Raw genomic sequence first — 18,004 nt, forward strand, 5'->3', positions numbered from 1 at the left:
AGGGCTCTAGGGTCCACGATATACACCTGGCCGGTTCTCACCTATGGCGCAGGTCTCCCATGTGGGGGTGCTAGCGTCTTTGTCATGGCGCGGCGCAGCAGCATCGAACTGACTTTCCGAGAGGTCACCGGCACCTCGAGTGACTCCTATGTGGCCGCAGGCGTGATCGTGGACTGGATCGACAAGACTGCCTACGCCTGCGCGGCCTCCTGGACGCGATCAGACTGCGTGACCTCCTATGTGGGAAACATGCACTTCACTGTGCCGGTCCCGCGGGAGACTCCGGTGACGGTGCAGGCCCGCGTGGTGCACACCGGTCGCACCTCGGTGCACATCCAGACCCGCGTGCTGATCCAGAAGGATGAGGGATGGGTGGTCTGCACGGAGTGCTTCATGATCTACGTGGCGGTCGGTGAGGACGGTGAACCCGCCGAGGCCGTGGCCTTCGAGCCGCAGACCGAGCTGGAGCGCCGTCGAGATCTGGATGCCTCCCAGCGCATGGTCTACCGCCGTGAGATGGAGGAGATCATCCAGGCGCTGCCCGAGGGCATGGGCACCTCCGAGGCGCTGACCATGCGCTTCCTGGCCGACACCGATGAGCGCTATCCCGATGGCAAGATCCGCGGCGGTGCGGTGATGAAGTGGATCGACAAGACTGCAGAGATCTGCGCCCAGCGCTATTCCGGTCATGATGCGGCGGCCGTGCTCACCGGAGGCGTCCGCTTCTACCGGCCGATCACCATCGGAGATCTGGTGGAGGTCGATGCGCGGATCGTGCTCACCGGTGCGAAGTCCATGCACATCCTGGTCCGCGTCCGGGCCGGGGATCGCCGCGAGAAGCATCCCGCGGTGGTGGCCTATGGGCTTCCCGTGATGGTCTCACCGGACGGGACCGGCTCGGCGCGGCAGATCGCGCCCTGGGAACCGATCACTGACGAGGACCACGCCGTCGCGGCCCAGGCGCGGAAACTTCGTGACCTTCGCAATGCCACACTCCTGACGCCGAGCCCGATCACCTCACAGAACTAAACTGGGACACGATGACTCAGCCTCCGCAGAACCCCAGTCCCTATGGAGACCCCTCCCAGCCCTACGGCCAGGCGCCCCAGCAGCACGGGGACCCGTCTCAGGCCTATGGTCAGCAGCCTCAGCCTTACGGGCAGGCTCCGCAGAATGGCTGGCAGCAGCCCCAGCCCTACGGGCAGCAGCCCCAGCCTTACGGCCAGCCTCCGCAGAACGGCTGGCAGCAGCCCCACCCGGCGCCGCCGCGACGGCGTCAGCGAGACTCTGAACCGGGACGGTTCGCCTGGGCCGACCTGATCGCCTTCCTGGCCTACGTCGTCGTGATGCTGGTCGGCGGCGTCGCCCTGCTGGGGCTGGTGCCGCCCTTCTCCACGATGCTCAGCTCGGGGGTGGAGGCCCAGGAGCAGCAGGCGCAGTTCCTGCTCAATGTGGTCGGCTACGGGCTGATCTTCGCGCTCGCCCTCGCCTTCTCCGCCAAGGCCTTCTGGCGCTCGGTCAAGGCCTTCAGACACCTCTGGTGGCTGAAGCTGCTGCTGATCCCGGCCGCGTGGATCGGCACGCTGATCCTCACCGCCCTGATCGTCCTGTCCATGGGTGCGGAGCCTGAGACCTCGGCGAATCAGCTCGCCATCGAGGGCATGCTCCAATATGTCCCGTTCCTCGCCGCCGTGCTGGTGATGGGGCTGCTGGGTCCCTATGTGGAGGAGTACTTCTTCCGGCACCTGCTCATCGGCAAGCTCTCCCGGTTCATCAACATCTGGATCTGCGGCGTGATCTCCGTGATCACGTTCCCGCTGCTGCACTTCATCCCCGCTCTGGTGACGATGCTTGTCAGCCCCGGTGCCGCCACGGACCTCACCGTGATCTCCGTGGTGCCGTATCTGGTGATGGGCTCGATCTTCACCCTGGCCTACATCCTCACCGGCCGGTCCCTGGTCTATGCGTGGCTGCTGCATGCCTTCAACAACGTGATGGCGCTGGTGATGGCCTACTTCGTGCAGCCTCGACTGGAGCAGTTCCTCGAAGACAGCGGCATGGACCTCGAGGACGTGCAGGGTCTCCTCGCCGCCGCCCGAGGTCTGCTCCGACTGGGCACCGAGGTGACGTTCGCGCTGACCATCGGCCGGTGACCCGGCGCTGATGTCCCCGCAGACTCCGGATCCCCGTCCGCTGGGACGGCAGATCCTCGCCCTGGCGGTGCCTGCGCTGGGCGCTCTGGTCGCCGAGCCGCTCTTCCTGCTCGCCGACACCGCCATCATCGGCCGGCTCGGTGTGGACGAGCTGGCGGGAGCGGCGCTGGGCATCACCGTGATGCACACGGTCACCGGACTGATGATCTTCCTCGCCTACTCCACCACTCCGGCGGTGGCGCGCTTCATCGGTGCCGGAAGGCTCAAGCGTGCGCTGGCGGCGGGGCGCGACGGACTCTGGCTCTCGATCATGCTCGGAGCGGTGCTCGCCTTCGCCGGACTCGCCTTCGGGGAGCAGCTCCTGCTGGCCATGGGCAGCTCGGGAGAGATGCAGATCCACGCCTGGAACTACCTGCTGTGGTCCCTCCCGGGGATCCCCGCCATCCTGCTGGTCTTCGCCGCCGTCGGCATGCTGCGCGGCATGCAGGACACCAAGACTCCGCTCGTGGTCGCCGCTGTCGGCTTCGGGGCCAATATCGTGCTGAACCTGATCCTGGTGCACCCGCTGGGCCTGGGGACCGCCGGGGCTGCCCTGGGCACCTCGATCGCCCAGTGGGGAATGGCGATCGCGTACCTGATCATGCTCGTCCCGCAGATGCGCGCCGCCGGAGTGCCGCTGGGGGTGGACCCGGTGGCGCTGCGCCAGGCCGCCGGCGTCGGCTCCTGGATGATGCTGCGCACCGTCTCGCTGCGCGCCGCCATCGTGGCGACGGTGCTGGTGGCCACTGACCTGGGCCCGCAGACCCTCGCCGCGCACCAGGTGGCCTTCACGATCTTCTCGACGCTCGCGTTCGTGCTCGACGCGCTGGCCATCGCCGCGCAGGCCCTGATCGGCAAGGAGCTCGGCGCTTCCCGGGTGACCCAGGCCAAGGAGATGACCCGGACGATGATCCGCTGGGGACTGGGCTTCGGCGTCATCACCGGCGGCGCCATCGCAGTCGCCGCGCCCTTCGCGCCCGCGCTGTTCACACCTGATGCGCAGGTGGCTTCCGGGATCACCGCGGCCCTGCTGGTCATGGCGGTGGCGCAGCCGCTGGCCGGATTCGTCTTCGTGCTCGACGGCGTGCTCATGGGGGCCGGGGATGTGAAGTACCTGGCGATGGTCGGCCTCGCGAATCTGGCGATCTACCTGCCGGTGCTGTGGCTGATCGCACAAGCCGGGTTCACCGGGACCGAGGCGATCGCCTGGCTCTGGGCGGGCTTCGCGGCGCTGTTCATGGGCGCTCGCGGAGTGTCACTGGGGCTGCGCGCTCGAGGGGAGCGGTGGATGATCGCCGGGGAGCACCGTTGATCCGTCGCTGCGAACGGCGGCGGTAGACTCGGCTGCGTGTCTGTGAAGAAGATCCCCGCCTCCACCGCCGAAGAGCTGACCCGCCCCGTCTGGCTGCGTGCCATCATCACGGTGGTGTTCGCCGTCGTCGCGATCTTCTGGCAGCAGGAGACGGTCACGCTCCTGAAGGTGTCCCTCGCGGCGTTCTTCGTGTTCGGCGCGACCGCAGTCTGGGACTACGCCAAGGTCGAGTCGGTGCCCCAGACGCTGCGTGGCGCGCTCGCTCTCGGCGCGGCCGCCTGGGTGATCTCCGGAGTCACCGTCATCTTCGTGAGCACCACCACAGCGGCGGCCGTCGTCGCCGCGATCGGGTTCGGCGCGATGGGCCTCGCCGAGCTGATCGGCGGTCTCCGAGCACGGCGGGAGTTCGTCCCGGCCAGGGACCAGATCATCCTCGGGGTGGTGGGAGTGCTCACCGGGATCGGGCTCGCCGTCGGCCTCCACCTGGACCCCCATGGGATCCTCGGCGTGGCAGGTACCGGTGTGATCATCATGGCCGTGCTGCTGCTCATCAGCGGCGCGGGACTTCTTCATGACGCCAAACGCGGCCGCACGCGCACCCGCTGAACTGCTGAATCGCCGCCGTTCTACTACAGGACGTAGAATTGATCCGAGGGTGCCACGCCGCAGGCGCACGGCGCTCAACAGTAGATCCCGATGTCCAGGAATGAGGAACTCTCAGTGGCTGAAGACGAAAAGCGGCGGCGTTCTCTGCTCGAGACGGTCAAAGCTCCGCTGATCTTCTCCTTCGCCATGGGGTTCCTGGCGGGCTTCGTCACGCTCATCACCGCCTCGGGCGGGACGGACAACGTCGCCCGGCTCGACCTGGGCCTGATCGCCTTCGGCATCGCGTTCATCGCCACGCTGCTGGTCATCTCGATGCTGCACCTGGCCTCGCGGGAGAACCCGGAGCACCTCTCGGAGGGATCCGGCGTCAACCGCAACTCCGAAGAGCTCTACCGCCAACAGGTGGCGAAGCGTCGCGAGGAGGCTCGCCGCAAGCGAGCCGAGGAAGCGGCCCAGGCCCGGCGGGACGCCGGGGAGCCCGAGGACGGCGATGAGCCGACCTACGGGCGCCGCGACGACCGCCGCTGACCTGTCCCTGAGCTTCGCGATCCCGAACTGATCAGCACGTCACAGCCTCCTGTTTTCCGTGACGGTCTTCCAGTCCTGCTGAGCGCAGAAGCTGCCTCCAGGGCGATTATTTCTTCTTCTTTCCCTTCTTGGACTTCTTGCCCGACTTCTTGTTCCGCTTCTCCATCAGCTCATCGCGCATCCGCTCCCTGAACTCCTTGGCGGCAGTGGCCGACTGAGAGGTGGGTTCCTGGATCTGCGCAGCCTTTTCGGCGGCGCTGGGTTTGACCAGGCGGGGATCGGTCGCCAGATCTGCCTCGGCAGGATGTGCCGGCCGGGTGGCCGTGGCCTGGCGAGGTGACGGGGCTTTGCGGTGTGCTGCCTGGCGTGCACGGTAGGCCCGCACGTGCGCCCGGTTCGCGCAGTTTCCGAAGTCGCAGAACAGCCGCGACCTGTTGCGGGTGAGATCGATGATGATCGCATCACAGCTCTCCCCCTTACAGGTGCGCATCCTTGCGGTCTCATCGCGCACCACCAGGTGCTGGATGGCGGTCGCGATGCTCGCGGTCATCACATCGGCGAGATCGGTGGAGGCCGGAACAGGCTCTGCACGGTGTCCTCCGTCGGAGCTGCGGCTCACCTTCAGGCCCACACCGCGCAGGAGCTGGTTCAGCAGCTCCACCGGTGCCTCCGTCTCGATGGGAGCAGCGCCCCAGATCTCTCGGACCTTGTCCCTGAGCTCCACCACGCTGCTGAGCTGTGCCCGATCAGCGTTCGACGATGGCCAGCGGATCTCCGCGTCGCGTTGGTTCAGATATTCCTTGAGCTGCGCCACCGTGGTGAGCTGATCCGGACTGTGCGTGGCGCTGCGCAGACCGGCGGTGGTATTCACCAGGTCTGCCGCCGCCACGAGGGTCCGGTCGGTGTCAACATCGAACATGCATCTCCTCTCCTTCTGTAGTAGCACCCGGCCGAGATTCGCGGCCTCGCGGCGGCAGGGGCTGGTGTGCGGCCAATCTTAGTCCCTGCCCCTCTGGGCTCAGGCGGCGGTCCGCGGGCTGGAAGGCTGACCCCTCAGGCGTCCTCGCTGAAGCGTCTCTGCAGCTTCTCCAGGGAGGCTCTGATGCCCGCGGCATTGCGCGGATAGACCCTGAGCAGGGTCAGTGCTCCTCGGGCCACGCGGTTCTGGGCGCGCGCGTCGTAGGACTCTGTCACCTGCGTGCGGCCCGGACTGCCTGCGACCGGGGCCATCTCCCAGCGCCAGCGGTGACCGGTGGGCTGGACCCACTCCAGCACCCCTGCCTGCTGCGCCGAGGGCTGCTGGGCCTGCAGGACCAGCAGCGGCAAGCGGTAGGGCACCCCGAAGACACGCATCGCCACGCTGAAGCGGTCCCCGGTCTTCAACTCTCGGGGGCCGACCGCGCGGGCCTGCACCGTGCCGGAGCCGTCGAGCTCGTGATGTCGCTGCGGATCCGAGATCAGCGCGAAGAGCTCCTCGGCTGGGGCGTTGACCTCCGCGGAATAGACCACCAGGTGTTTCTCGGAGGCCAATCGATGAACCGGGGTGGTGGTGCCGGAGCCCGGCCGCCCGTTCTGCTGTGTACTCATGCTCGGAAGTGTAGGACCTGACCCCTATCGCCGCGCGTCCGTTGGCTGGGAGTTCACCGCACCAGCTTGCATGAATCATCCCCGAGGGTAAGGCTGGTGCAGTGATCAAGTCCCCTTCCTCCCACGGCATGGCGAGGCGTCTCGCCGCGCAGGCCGCTGTGGAGGAGGCTGCCCATCCGGTGGCGACACCTGCCGCGGGGGGCGCTGCGCAGGGGCAGTCGCAGGCGTCGTTGCAGGTCCTCATCGAGTCGCGTGCCATCTGGTGCGCGATCGGCGGCGCCGTGATCGGCCTGGGCGTCGGCTTCTTCGCCTTCACCGGGTCCCGTCCCCCGCTGGCGGGGGAGGACTCCATCCAGGTCTTCGGCTCGATCGTCGGCGGGGTGACGGCCGCCCTTGCCTTCCTGCTGGGATTCTCGCTGAACACCAGGTTGGCGAACATCTGGCTCGGTGAGCGGCCCCGGATCCGACAGGTGATGGACACTGTCGCGCTGCTGGTGGTGCATGCCTCGATCGCCGTGATGGTCTCGCTCGGGCTGTTCCGGGTGTTCCAGCAGGCGTTCATCGGGCTCACCGTCGATCACATCGCTGGCTCGGTCCTGCTGGCGATCGTCGGGGGGATCTCGGGCTATTTCAGCTTCAACTCCGGCGCACGGATCAATGCCTTCACGCTCTCCACCCTGCTGGCCATGTTCATGGTCTCCGGGGTCCTGGTCTCGATGATCTTTGCGGAGAACCCCTTCTGGTGGCACGTGATGTTCTCCGAGCTCGGAACGGGAGCGGCGGGACTGACCTCGTTCTGGACCTTCAACACCACGCTGGTGGTCTCCGGGACGATCATCACCACGCTGACCGCCTTCATCACCCGTGACCTGGAGGTCTGGTCCGAGTACATCACCACGACGCGCGCTGCGAAGCTGGAGCAGCGCCAGTCGGGGCAACGCCGATCGGACGGTCACCTGCCCTGGTGGGCTCGGCTGCGCGCGGCGTGGAGCCGGCACGTCTCGCGGCCCCGGATCGGCATGATCCGCGCCGTGATGATCGGCATGGGCATCTCGCTGGCGGGGGTGGGCCTCGTCCCGATCAGCCTGCAGCACGATGTGCACGTGCTCTTCACGGCTGCCTTCGGCCTGTCCTTCCTGGTGCTGCTGGCAGGCATCCCCTATCTGTTGCCCGGCTTCCCCCGCACCTTCTACCTCATCAGCTACATCTCCGCGGCCGCGGTGATCTTCGCCGTCGCCCTCTGGGAACCGATCGGCTACTACAACCTCACCTCCCTGGAGCTCATCGGGGCCGCCGTGCTGTTCTCCTGGATGGTCGTGTTCATCCGCAACATCGCCGCCCTGGTGGCTCAGCTGCGGGGACCGCAGCTGTGACGCGCCGCGCCGCCGTCGTCGGCTCCGGCCCCAACGGGCTCACCGCCGCCGCCCTGCTGGCCCAGGCCGGTTGGGAGGTCACCGTCTTCGAAGCCGGGGAACAGCCGGGCGGCGCGCTGCGCTCGGCGGAGCTGTTCGCCGGAGAGCTGAGCCGCGGGAGGCAGGGCGCGGGAATGCCTGGCGCCGAGGGGGTCATCAGTGACCTGGGTGCCAGCGTCTTCCCCTTCGGCCCTCCGCCGGTGCCCGGACTTCAGCGCCATGGCCTGGAGTACGTCCACCCCGAGATTCCGGCGGCCCACGGGCTCGACGACGGCGCCCCGCCCGCGCTGCTGCGCTCCTCCGTCGCCGCGACCGCCGCCGGACTCGGTGCGGACGCCACTGCCTGGACGCGTCTCTTCGAGCCGATCGTCCGGGACTGGGAGCGCACGCTCCGGGCAGGGCTCACCCCGGTGACCGCGCCGCTGAGCAATCTGGACGCAGACACACCGCTGGAGCGGATCCAGTCGCTGCTGCAGATCGGCACCCGCGGGGCCTGGCCCTCCACCTGGTTGCAGCGGATCTTCACCGAGGAGCCTGCTCGAGCACTCTTCGCCGGCGTCGCCGGCCACGCCACCACCGACCTGCGAGGCCCGCTGACCTCCGCGTTCGGCCTGCTGCTCGGCGGGGCCGCCCAGGCCACCGGGTGGCCGGTGGCGCGCGGCGGCTCAGGCGAGGTGGTCCGTGCCCTGGTTCAGGAGCTGCAGGCCCACGGAGGGAAGCTGGTCACCGGCCGGCGCATCGAGGGCCTGGAGGACCTCCGTGCTGCGGGGAAGGAGGCTCGCGGTGCCGCCGGCGGCCGCGCTCTGCCTGACTTCGACGCCGTGCTGCTGGACATCACTCCCCGGCAGCTGCGTCGCTTCGGCGGACTGCGCCTGCCGCGCGGATACTCCCGCGCACTGAGCCGCTGGGACTACGGGACCGGCATCGTGAAGATCGACTACCTGCTCGAGGGACCCATCCCCTGGCGACATGAGCAGATGGCCCAGTCGGGCACCGTGCATCTGGGCGGCGGAGCAGCGCAGATCGCGGCCTCTGAGGCGGCGGCCGTGCGGGGCACGCTGCCCGGCAGACCCTATGTGCTGCTGACCCAGCCCAGCGTGGCGGATCCCACCCGGACCCCCGACGAGCGCACGGTGGCCTGGGCGTACGCCCATGTCCCGCTTGGACTCTCCGGCAGCGCCGTGACGCGTGCGGCGATGATGATCGAGGCCGAGATCGAGGCGCAGGCCCCTGGGTTCGGCGCCGGTGTGCTGGCGCGGAAGCTCTGGAGCCCGGCGGACCTGCAGGAGTGGAATCCGAATCTGGTCGGCGGCTCCATCAGCGCCGGGGGACCGACGCTGCGTCAGTTCCTGGCCCGGCCTGCGCTGAAACCGGACCCGTACCGGGTGCCTCATGCTGGCGACGAGGCCCCCGGGACGCCCGAGGGGCTCTCTGCTGAGGCATCTGCGGCCGGGATCTACCTGTGCTCCGCCTCCACCCCTCCGGGCGGGGGCGCTCACGGCATGGCGGGCTTCCACGCCGCACGCTCTGTCCTGCGCCGACACTCGGGCTAGACGCCGCCGACTCGGATCAGACGCCGCCGACGGCGAGGAACCCTGCCACCACCAGCATGATCGAGCCGACCAGCAGGTCGAGCACCTGCCAGGTGCGCGGCCGGTTCAGCCACTTGGACAGCACAGCGCCACCCAGCGCCAGCGCGCTGAACCAGACCACCGAGGCGATGACGGCGCCGATGGCGAAGAGCCACCGATCCGCTCCGAAGGTGTTCGCCATGGTTCCCAGCACCACCATCGTGTCCACCCACGCATGGGGGTTCAGGATGGACACGCTCAGGCCGGTGGCGGCGATCGAGGAGATCCGGGTGACCTGCACCTGCTGGGCGACCTTCAGACCGCCGGTCGCAGGGGAGCCGCCGCTCGCGGGGGAGGGGGAGCCGGCGTCGTCGTCGGAGTCCTGGCTGGAGAGCTCGACGTGGAGACCGGGCTTCATCGCCCGTCCTGCGCGATGCGCGGCGAGGAAGGAGCGGTAGGCGAACCAGGTCAGGTAGGCCACGCCGGCCCAGCGGAGGACCTCCATGAGCCAGGGCGCGTGATCCAGCACAGCACCGACGCCGGCCGTGCCCAGCGCGATCAGGGCGATGTCCCCGACGACGCAGCAGGTCACCGCGAGCAGCACCCGGTCTCTGCGCAGTCCCTGCCGCAGCAGCCAGGCGCTCTGCGGGCCGATGGCGACGATGAGGGCCAAGCAGGTCAGGAGTCCGGTGAGCACGATGGTCATGAGTCCATCCTGGGGGTCCGGGTGGCATCCGCACCAGCTCAATACCCTTCAGTATCTGAAGCATTGCTTCAGATAGTGCTTTAGGCTGAGGCCTATGAATACAGACCATCTGCGGGCCTTCGTCGTCGCGGTGGACGAGGGGACCTTCGAGGCGGCCGCCGCACTGCTGCAGATCTCGGGCTCCGCCTTCTCTCAGCGCATCAAAGCCCTGGAGCGGGAGGTCGGCCATGTGCTGGTGACCCGCACGGTGCCGGTCATGACCACGGAGTCCGGCGCGGAGCTGCTGCGGATCGCCCGGCAGACCGTCACGCTCGAGGATGAGGCGCGGCGCAGTCTCGGGTTTCATCGGATTCCAGGCCAGGCCGCCCCCACGGTGACGCTCTCGGTGGCGGTCAACGCCGACTCGCTGGCGAGCTGGTTCCTCCGCGTGCTCCAGGAGGCCGCGACCTGGGACGACTTCGAGCTGCATCTCTACGCGGAGGACCAGGAGCACACCCATGAGCTGCTGCGCAACGGCACCGTGGCGGCGGCGGTGGCCGAGAATCCCACGCCGGTCTCCGGGTGCCGCTCCACGGTGCTGGGGACCATGCGCTACTGGCCCGTGGCCAGCACCGAGCTCCTGGATCGACATCGCGGCACCGATGGGGCTGTGGACTGGGAGCGGGTCCCGCTGGTGGAATTCGGCATCAGGGACTCCCTGCAGCGCGCGGGGCTGCGCCGTCTGGGCGTCGCCGGGACCCCGACCACCCACATGGTGCCCTCGGTCGAGGCGTATAACGCGGCGGTGGGCTTCGGTCTGGGCTGGGGGATGATCCCCGAGGGGATGATGCCTCCCGGGGTCATGGAGGGCACGCATCGGGACCTCGCGATCGTCGGTGAGATCGGACCGCAGGAGACCACGCTGCACTGGCAGCACTGGTCCAGCACGATCGCCGTCATGGATCGGCTCACCCAGGCCGTGCGTCGGGCGGGGGCCCGCATGCGTTGAGGGCGGGGGCCCGGCGCCACTGACGACGGGGGCTCGCGTGCGGCGAGTCTCACAATCTATTTCAAATTTTGAGGAATGGAGCGCTCATGGCTGGCGTTGTACCAGCCATGACCATCAGCACAGAGCGCCACAGCGACCAGTTCGAACTCGGCCTGCACACCTTCGGGGACGTCACCAAGACCCTCGACGGCGAGCAGGACGTCCCGCAGCCCCAGGTGCTGCGCAATGTCCTGGCAGAGGCCAAGATGGCCGACGCCTCCGGAGTCGATGTGATCGGCATCGGCGAGCACCACCGTGCCGACTATTCGATCTCGGCACCCGACGTGGTGCTCTCCGCCATCGGCGCCGCGACCGAGCGGATCAAGCTCACCTCCGCCGTGACCGTGCTCTCCTCCGATGACCCGGTGCGCGTATACCAGCGCTTCGCCACCATCGATGGACTCACCGGCGGCCGCGCCGAGGTCTCGCTGGGCCGCGGCTCCTTCATCGAGTCCTACCCGCTCTTCGGCTACGACCTCTCCGACTACGAGCAGCTCTTCGAGGAGAAGGTCGACCTCTTCACCAAGCTGCGCAGCGAGGGTCCCGTCAGCTGGCAGGGCAAGACCCGTGGCCGTCTCCAGAATCAGGAGATCTACCCCAAGACCGATCACGAGCACGGACTGCCCACCTGGATCGCCGTCGGTGGCACGCCGAACTCCGTGGTCCGGGCTGCGCGCTATGGGGCGGGGCTTGAGCTCGCCATCATCGGTGGTGCTCCCGAGCGCTTCCGCCCGCTGGCGCAGCTCTACCAGAAGGCACTCGATGAGTTTGCTCACACCGGCAACCGGCGTGTGGCAGTCCATTCCCACGGCTTCGTGGCCCCCACGGACCAGGAAGCACTCGATGTGTTCTACCCGTCCTGGGCCGAGTCGATGGCCAAGCTGGGCCGCGAGCGCGGATGGGGCAACGGCCATCCCAGCCGAGCCCAGTTCGAGCAGGAGGTCCACCAGGGCGCCCTCTATGTGGGCTCCCCGGAGACGGTGGCGAAGAAGATCGTGCGCACCCAGAAGCTGCTGGGCAACAGCCGCTTCGGCATGAAGTACGGCAACGGCAGCCTGGCGCACGAACATATGCTCAGCGCCGTCGAGCTCTATGGCACGCAGGTCAAGCCGCTGGTGCTGGACATGCTCAGCGACTCCTGAGCCCCGTCTGAGCGTGCCCGTCGCCCCTGGGGCGGCGGGCATTGCGCTGTGCGGGACCGGTAATGTTGTCCGTATGGCATCGCAGGAGACGAATGAGGGGACCGCCCCCGGAGAGTCGGATACACAGAACCAGGGACAGGTGGAGCAGGTCAGCGAAAGCTCCCTGGTTCCCGAAAGCCTGAGTGTCATGATGTATTCCGACCCGGGCAGGACCTCCTGGCTCGTGCGCAGGGTGCTCCAGCAGCCCGAACGCGGCCGCAATGCCGACTGGGCCCGCGGCGGAGAGGTGACCCACCAGCAGGCACTGGTTCCGCTGCGCGATGATGCCACCCTGGACCTCGATGATGCCAAGCGCTGGGCGGCCGAATCCGAGGCCGATATCACCGTCATCGTCACCGAAGTCCCACGAATGGCAGGTGAACGTCCCAAGACCGCTGAGCTGCACTTCAGCGATCGACTGGCGATCATCTCCCTGCCTGCGCTGGGTCCCTGGTTCATTCTGCGGTCCCTGCGCCGTGAGCTCCACCGTGTGGTGAGCGCCTTTCTGCATGAGTCTGTGGAGGCTGCGCGTCAGTACGGCGGCTACTCCGCGCATGTCGAACCGCAGAAGGGTGACGACACCTTCTTCATCTCCCCGGGCCGGGCGTTCCCCGGACGGCTGTGGACGACCCTGGGGATGGTGGCGGCCAATGAGCCTATGTGGTCGCTGCCCAAACTCTCCGGCGTCTTCGCCGCCGCCGCTGCCACAGGAGCATTCGGCATCTTCTTCACCACCATCTGGGAGATGGCCAGCTTCCTGCCGCTCTGGCGGCTCGCGGTGGTCTCCGTGGCCGCCATCTCGATCGTCAGCGCCTGGTTGATCATCAGCAACAAATTCTGGGACCGTTCGGCGAACGTCGGTGGTGCACGTGAAGCGGCGATGTACAACATCTCCACCGTGGTCAGCATGCTGACGAGCGTGGCGGCCCTGTATCTGCTGCTGTTCGCCTCGATCCTGGTGGTCGGGCTCTTGCTGATCGAGCCGGGATTCATGGCCGACATCCTGGGCTCGGAGGCCGGCTTCGTCAACTATGTGGAGATCGCCTGGCTCTCGGCCTCGCTGGGGACCTTCGCCGGCGCCGTCGGCGCGAACTTCGACGACAGCGTGGAGCTGAAGAACCTCACTCAGGGCTCGCGCGAGCTCCAGCGCTACCCCAAGGATGAAGAGCAGCGCTGAGCCGCTGACGGCCCAGCGCTGGCTCCCAGTGCTGTGGATTATCCGACGAGGCTGAGTCCCCAGGCGGCGATCAGGCCGAAGCCGACGCCCCAGAGGATCACCGACACCAGCATCCACGCCATGACTGCATGCCGCGAGGCTCCGAAGGAGACCATCAGAGGGGCGGTGAACTGGCTGGGCAGCGCCAGGGGTCCCAGGATGGAGACCCCGGGGACGCCGAAGCGGTCAAAGATGCGCTTCACCTTCTGCCGCTTGGCGGACTTCTCCGGATCCGGCTGCGGCCGCTTGTGCAGGATCGCTGTGCGCACCCAGTGGGCCACATAGACCACCAGGATGAGCGAGAGCATATTGCCGACGACGGCGGCGGTAATCGCGATGGCAGGATGCATGCCGGCGAGGATCCCGATGGGGCCTCCGAAGAACGACTCTACGAAGGGGATCGCCGAGACGAGGATGACGCCGAGCCATTGCAGGGCTGCCGGGAGGTCCTGGGTCCAGTTCTGCAGGCCGGTGATCCAGTGGTCCTCGCCCATCGTGGCGGCGACATTGCTGGCGAGTGTGAGTGTTTCGAACATGGACTCATTCTTTCGAAGCATCTGCGCGGTGTCGTCAGCCCCAGGGGTGAGCCTTGATGAGGCAGATCACAGAGTTTGCACTTGTGCAAAGTTTCCTGCGTGCATAAGATGCACGAGTGCAAGAAAATCTGAGTCAACGTGAACGCAACCAGCGCGAGAGCTGGAATGCCATCCACCAAGCGGCCTTCGAACTGACCAGGGCCGGCGGTCCCGGTGCCGCAACCGTGGATGAGATCGCCTCCCGCGCCGGGGTGTCCCGGCGCACCTTCTTCAACTACTTCCCGGCGAAGGAGGACGCAGTGCTCGGGACCCGGTCGGCCGAACTCGATCCCGACGCCGTCGAACGCTTCCATGCGTCCTCCGAGGATGAGCTGTCCCGGGTGGTCCACCTCTTCGTCGCCGTGGTCCGCACCTGTCTGCCGGCCGAGACCGCTGCGCGGCGCCGGCAGATCATCTCCGAACACCCTCAGCTGCGCGCCCGGCTCGCCGAGCTGCTCGCGCAGGTGGAGCAGCTCGTGCATGGCGCAGTGCACGCCGAGGCGGAGCGGGGCGGTCTGCGCCTGCCCGGCGGCGGGGGAGAGCAGGCCTTCGAGGCCCTGCTGATCCTCGCCGGAGGCATCACCAAATTCACCTTCTCTCGGTACCACGAGTCCGCGTCCGAGAGTCTCGATCCATTCATCAGCGAGTCCATCGCCCAGTTCAGAAATGTCGTGGAGAACACCCGATGAGCACCCCCGAAACGTCATCCATCCCCAAGGTCACCCCGCCGCACGAACGGGAGGCCGCCCCGGCCGACGCCCGTGACGCCACGGAGGCGCCCGCTCCCGCCGAACCGGAGACCGGTCACCTCGGGCTCATCTTCAGTGCGCTGATACTGGCCATGCTGATGGCCTCCCTGGGTCAGACCGTGCTGGCCACCGCGCTGCCCACCATCGTGGGTGAGCTCGACGGCGTGGAGCACATGGCCTGGGTCATCACGGCCTTCATCCTGGCCTCCACCGTGATGATGCCCGTCTACGGCAAGCTCGGAGACATGTTCGGCCGCAAGCCGCTCTTCATCTTCGCGATCCTCGCCTTCGTCATCGGTTCCGCCCTGGGTGGCGCGGCCGACGGCATGGGCCAGCTGATCGGTGCCCGCGTGATCCAGGGCATCGGCGGCGGCGGACTCATGATCCTCTCCCAGGCCACCATCGCCGACGTCGTGCCTGCCCGGGAACGCGGCAAGTACATGGGTGTCATGGGCGGCGTCTTCGCGTTCTCCTCGGTGGCCGGCCCGCTGCTCGGCGGCTGGCTGACCACTGGTCCCGGCTGGCGCTGGACACTCTGGATGAACGTGCCGCTGGGCCTCCTGGCGCTCGTGGGCATCGCCATGCTGCTCAAGCTGCCCAAGCGCGCTCCCGAGACCCGCGGACGCATCGACGTCTGGGGAATGGCGCTGCTGGGTGCCGCGACCACCGCGGTGGTCCTGGTGGCCACCTGGGGCGGCGGCGAATACGCCTGGTCCTCCCCGATGATCCTGGGCCTGATCGCCGCAGCGATCATCACCGGCGCCATCTTCACCTGGGTCGAATCCCGCACACCGGAGCCGATCCTGCCGCTGATGCTCTTCCGCAGCCGCAACTTCGTGCTCACCATGGTGGCCGGGCTGATCACCGGTATGGCGATGTTCGGTGCCCTGGGCTACATGCCCACGTACCTGCAGATGGTCACCGGCTACACCCCCGCGCAGGCGGGTCTGCTGATGATCCCGATGATGGGCACGCTGCTGGTGGCGGGCATCGTCGTCGGACGCCGGGTGAGCAAGACCGGCCGGTACAAGAAGGTGATGGTGGTCGGCAGCGTGATCACCGCACTGGGCCTGGGCCTGCTCTCCACGGTGAGCGCCGACTCCCCGGTGATCCTGGAGTGCATCTACCTCGGCGTGCTGGGCCTCGGCCTGGGCTGCACCATGCAGCTGCTGACGCTGGTGGCGCAGAACTCCTTCGCGCTGCGGTTCGTGGGCACCGCGACGGCGGGACAGAACTACTTCCGCCAGGTCGGCGCCACGCTGGGCTCGGCCGTGGTGGGCTCGCTCTTCGCCACCCGGCTGACCGACCTGCTGCGCGATCGGCTTCCCGCCGGTGCCGCAGATGGCGCCGGGGCCAACTCGTTGACCCCGGAGCTGGTGCGGTCCCTGCCCGATGCGGCCTACACCGTGGTGGTGGAGTCCTACAACGAGGCGCTCATGCCGCTGTTCCTGCTGCTGGCGCCGATCGCGCTGATCTCCACGCTGATGCTGATCTTCGTCGACGAGAAGCCACTGGCCACCACGCTGGACCGCTGAGCCTCCGGCAGTTCAGGAGTCAAGCGGTGGGAGGCTCCTGCGACTGCAGCGACGAGCGTCGCTGCAGTCGCAGCTCGCGGAACGATCGGGTCACCGCGAGGACGAACAGTGTCCCCACGGTGCTGGCGAACATCATGTAGATGAGTCCGATCATCCAGAGGCCCGTCATGTCTTCTCTGCTCACGATCACGCTCCAGGAGAGAGTGAGCGCCGGCGGAAGCAGCAGCACGGTGGGCCAGTACCGGCTCCTGGACGTGGTGACCGCAACGGCGAGGATCAGGATGCCGCAGACCAGGAACTGCCAGGGCACCCATGGGCCGTGCCCCTCGCCGGTGGCCGGATCGTAGGTGTAGCCCAGCTCCCAGGGGAGGAGGGCGTAGGTGATGAACCACGCTCCGCTCGTGCCGAGGACGACGAACGCGACCCAACCTGTCAGGCGCAGGAGTCGCTGGGAAGGTGAGTCCGCCTCAGGCATGGATCTTTTTCACCAGTCGTGTGATGCCCAGGACGATCAGCGTCCCGACAGTGCTCCCGATCGCCACCATGATCGCGCCGACCATCCAGAGTCCCGTCATGTCCTCGCTCGCGGTGACGCTCCAGGCCAAGGTGAACGACGGCGGCAGCAGCAATACGGTGGGCCACCAGCGTGACCTCGAGGTCCACACTGCGATGGCCACCAGCGTGAGACCGCAGCCGATCACCTGCCAGGCGCGGTACGGACCATGTTCCATCCCGGTGTCCGGATCCACCCAGTACTCCTGGTCCCAGGCCATCCAGCCGAACCAGGCCGCGGCGGAGCCGAGCACGACGAAAGCCGCCCATCCCAGCAGGCGTAGGCTCCCCCGAGGCGGAGTGCGGCGATCGTGCCGGGAGGCGCGGGAATCTGGGGAGTCGGTCATAGCGTCATTATGTGCAGGCAAAGCACCGGACGAACGCTTTGCTGGTTTTCGGGCGGCGAGTCGGAGGTGAAATCCGCTCGAATTCCGGTCCAGGAGAAGGCCCTGCGGGTGGCGCACTCGGCCAGGTGTAGTTTCTACACGCTGTAGTAGACTCGCCCGCATCAGCCGAGGGAAGGGGGTCTTCTGTGGTCAATGCTGCGGATGTAGCTCCTTTTCCGCGCCCCGTCACCGGCGGCGCCCGCATCTCCCGCGGACTTCTCTCGGCAGTGTTTGCCATCGGAACGGCGGCGGTATCCCACTCTGCCGCAGGGCATTTGCCCCATGGGGTCGTGCTGCTTCTAGCGCTGGCCCTCTCGGTGCCGGTGTGCGCGGTGCTCTCCTCGGTCCGGCTGAGCCGTGGCCGGCTCGGCGCGGCGGTGCTCTTCAGCCAGGCAGTCCTCCACGGGCTCTTCGCCTTCTTCCCCGCCAGCGGGGCGGTGAGTGGCGCCGTCGTCGCTGGCTCCCATGCCGGCCATGGCGCTCACCCCGGGGCCCAGGCGGGTGTCCACGCCACGACCGCGATCGAGGCGACCCAGCCGGGGACGGTCGCTGCCGTACTTCCTGATGCGCCCATGATGCTGGCCCACGTGCTCGCCGGGATCTTCACCTATGCGGTGCTGCGCCGCGGCGAGCTCGTGCTGGAGGCGCTGGCCGGACTGCTCAGCCTGCGACCGATCGTCCTGCTGCTGCAGCGTCCGGTGCTGCAGGCCGGACCGCGCCGCATCCGTGCGCACCGGACTTTCACCACCACCGTGCTGCGAGACCTCTGGCTGGGCGGCGGGGCGCAGACGCTGCGTGGTCCTCCCCTCCTCGTGAACTGACAACGCATCGTGGTCCCGGCGGCAGCATCGCCGCGGGACCAGTCATCT

The 18,004-nt window shown here is 67.8% G+C and carries 19 protein-coding genes; 13 read left to right on the top strand and 6 right to left on the bottom strand.

The window, feature by feature from the left end:
* Positions 1 to 84 precede the first annotated feature (84 nt).
* The 5 genes from H4W26_RS09235 (at position 85) to H4W26_RS09255 (ending at position 4,638) form a co-directional block, all read left to right on the top strand.
* Entirely contained in the window at positions 85 to 1,029 is a 945-nt protein-coding gene (locus tag H4W26_RS09235) for an acyl-CoA thioesterase (RefSeq protein ID WP_192591760.1), read from the top strand.
* Between the two features lie 11 nt (positions 1,030 to 1,040).
* Complete coding sequence (locus tag H4W26_RS09240; protein WP_192591761.1) at positions 1,041 to 2,153, top strand: CPBP family intramembrane glutamic endopeptidase; 1,113 nt, start codon at positions 1,041 to 1,043, stop codon at positions 2,151 to 2,153.
* A gap of 10 nt (positions 2,154 to 2,163) precedes the next feature.
* Positions 2,164 to 3,504, top strand: coding sequence for an MATE family efflux transporter (locus H4W26_RS09245; protein ID WP_192591762.1), 1,341 nt, complete (start codon positions 2,164 to 2,166; stop codon positions 3,502 to 3,504).
* Positions 3,505 to 3,540: 36 nt separating this feature from the next.
* Entirely contained in the window at positions 3,541 to 4,110 is a 570-nt protein-coding gene (locus H4W26_RS09250; protein WP_192591763.1) for a DUF308 domain-containing protein, read from the top strand.
* A 114-nt stretch (positions 4,111 to 4,224) separates the two neighbouring features.
* Positions 4,225 to 4,638: a hypothetical protein gene (locus H4W26_RS09255; protein ID WP_192591764.1), complete on the top strand. Its 414-nt coding sequence runs from the start codon at positions 4,225 to 4,227 to the stop codon at positions 4,636 to 4,638.
* A gap of 106 nt (positions 4,639 to 4,744) precedes the next feature.
* Here H4W26_RS09255 and H4W26_RS09260 read toward each other — a convergent pair whose 3' ends face one another.
* Together H4W26_RS09260 and H4W26_RS09265 are read right to left on the bottom strand one after the other, a co-directional pair.
* Entirely contained in the window at positions 4,745 to 5,557 is an 813-nt protein-coding gene (locus H4W26_RS09260; protein ID WP_192591765.1) for a CGNR zinc finger domain-containing protein, read from the bottom strand.
* A gap of 134 nt (positions 5,558 to 5,691) precedes the next feature.
* A complete protein-coding gene (locus H4W26_RS09265) occupies positions 5,692 to 6,225 on the bottom strand; it encodes an SRPBCC family protein (RefSeq protein WP_192591766.1) in 534 nt (177 codons plus the stop codon).
* 101 nt (positions 6,226 to 6,326) lie between these two features.
* Between H4W26_RS09265 and H4W26_RS09270 the strand changes: the two genes are divergently transcribed.
* Together H4W26_RS09270 and H4W26_RS09275 are read left to right on the top strand one after the other, a co-directional pair.
* Complete coding sequence (locus H4W26_RS09270) at positions 6,327 to 7,598, top strand: hypothetical protein (RefSeq protein WP_192591767.1); 1,272 nt, start codon at positions 6,327 to 6,329, stop codon at positions 7,596 to 7,598.
* Positions 7,595 to 9,190, top strand: a complete 1,596-nt coding sequence (locus H4W26_RS09275; RefSeq protein WP_192591768.1) for a phytoene desaturase family protein — start codon at positions 7,595 to 7,597, stop codon at positions 9,188 to 9,190. The genes H4W26_RS09270 and H4W26_RS09275 overlap by 4 nt, the downstream gene beginning before the upstream one ends.
* A 16-nt stretch (positions 9,191 to 9,206) precedes the next feature.
* On the opposite strand, the gene H4W26_RS09280 is transcribed toward H4W26_RS09275, so the two are convergent.
* Complete coding sequence (locus H4W26_RS09280) at positions 9,207 to 9,914, bottom strand: LysE/ArgO family amino acid transporter (protein ID WP_192591769.1); 708 nt, start codon at positions 9,912 to 9,914, stop codon at positions 9,207 to 9,209.
* A 94-nt stretch (positions 9,915 to 10,008) separates the two neighbouring features.
* On the opposite strand from H4W26_RS09280, the gene H4W26_RS09285 reads away from it, so the two are divergent.
* From H4W26_RS09285 to H4W26_RS09295, 3 genes are all read left to right on the top strand, one after another.
* On the top strand, positions 10,009 to 10,902 hold the full coding sequence (locus H4W26_RS09285) for an ArgP/LysG family DNA-binding transcriptional regulator (protein WP_192591770.1): 894 nt from the start codon (positions 10,009 to 10,011) through the stop codon (positions 10,900 to 10,902).
* An 86-nt stretch (positions 10,903 to 10,988) separates the two neighbouring features.
* Complete coding sequence (locus tag H4W26_RS09290; RefSeq protein WP_225939660.1) at positions 10,989 to 12,083, top strand: LLM class flavin-dependent oxidoreductase; 1,095 nt, start codon at positions 10,989 to 10,991, stop codon at positions 12,081 to 12,083.
* 73 nt (positions 12,084 to 12,156) lie between these two features.
* A complete protein-coding gene (locus H4W26_RS09295; RefSeq protein ID WP_192591771.1) occupies positions 12,157 to 13,299 on the top strand; it encodes a hypothetical protein in 1,143 nt (380 codons plus the stop codon).
* A 38-nt stretch (positions 13,300 to 13,337) separates the two neighbouring features.
* Here the strand turns inward: H4W26_RS09295 and H4W26_RS09300 are convergent, their stop codons facing one another.
* A complete protein-coding gene (locus H4W26_RS09300; RefSeq protein WP_225939661.1) occupies positions 13,338 to 13,874 on the bottom strand; it encodes a small multi-drug export protein in 537 nt (178 codons plus the stop codon).
* Between the two features lie 116 nt (positions 13,875 to 13,990).
* On the opposite strand from H4W26_RS09300, the gene H4W26_RS13760 reads away from it, so the two are divergent.
* A complete protein-coding gene (locus H4W26_RS13760) occupies positions 13,991 to 14,602 on the top strand; it encodes a TetR family transcriptional regulator (protein WP_318779823.1) in 612 nt (203 codons plus the stop codon).
* A complete protein-coding gene (locus H4W26_RS09310) occupies positions 14,599 to 16,197 on the top strand; it encodes an MDR family MFS transporter (protein WP_192591772.1) in 1,599 nt (532 codons plus the stop codon). The genes H4W26_RS13760 and H4W26_RS09310 overlap by 4 nt, the downstream gene beginning before the upstream one ends.
* Before the next feature lie 19 nt (positions 16,198 to 16,216).
* On the opposite strand, the gene H4W26_RS09315 is transcribed toward H4W26_RS09310, so the two are convergent.
* Together H4W26_RS09315 and H4W26_RS09320 are read right to left on the bottom strand one after the other, a co-directional pair.
* On the bottom strand, positions 16,217 to 16,672 hold the full coding sequence (locus H4W26_RS09315) for a hypothetical protein (protein ID WP_192591773.1): 456 nt from the start codon (positions 16,670 to 16,672) through the stop codon (positions 16,217 to 16,219).
* On the bottom strand, positions 16,665 to 17,096 hold the full coding sequence (locus H4W26_RS09320; RefSeq protein ID WP_192591774.1) for a hypothetical protein: 432 nt from the start codon (positions 17,094 to 17,096) through the stop codon (positions 16,665 to 16,667). Before H4W26_RS09320 ends, H4W26_RS09315 begins: the two co-directional genes overlap by 8 nt.
* A 329-nt stretch (positions 17,097 to 17,425) precedes the next feature.
* Between H4W26_RS09320 and H4W26_RS09325 the strand changes: the two genes are divergently transcribed.
* Positions 17,426 to 17,956, top strand: coding sequence for a hypothetical protein (locus H4W26_RS09325; protein WP_192591775.1), 531 nt, complete (start codon positions 17,426 to 17,428; stop codon positions 17,954 to 17,956).
* The last annotated feature ends 48 nt before the right edge of the window (positions 17,957 to 18,004 follow it).

This window comes from Nesterenkonia halotolerans (assembly GCF_014874065.1).
GTDB classification, from domain to species: Bacteria; Actinomycetota; Actinomycetes; order Actinomycetales; family Micrococcaceae; genus Nesterenkonia; species Nesterenkonia halotolerans.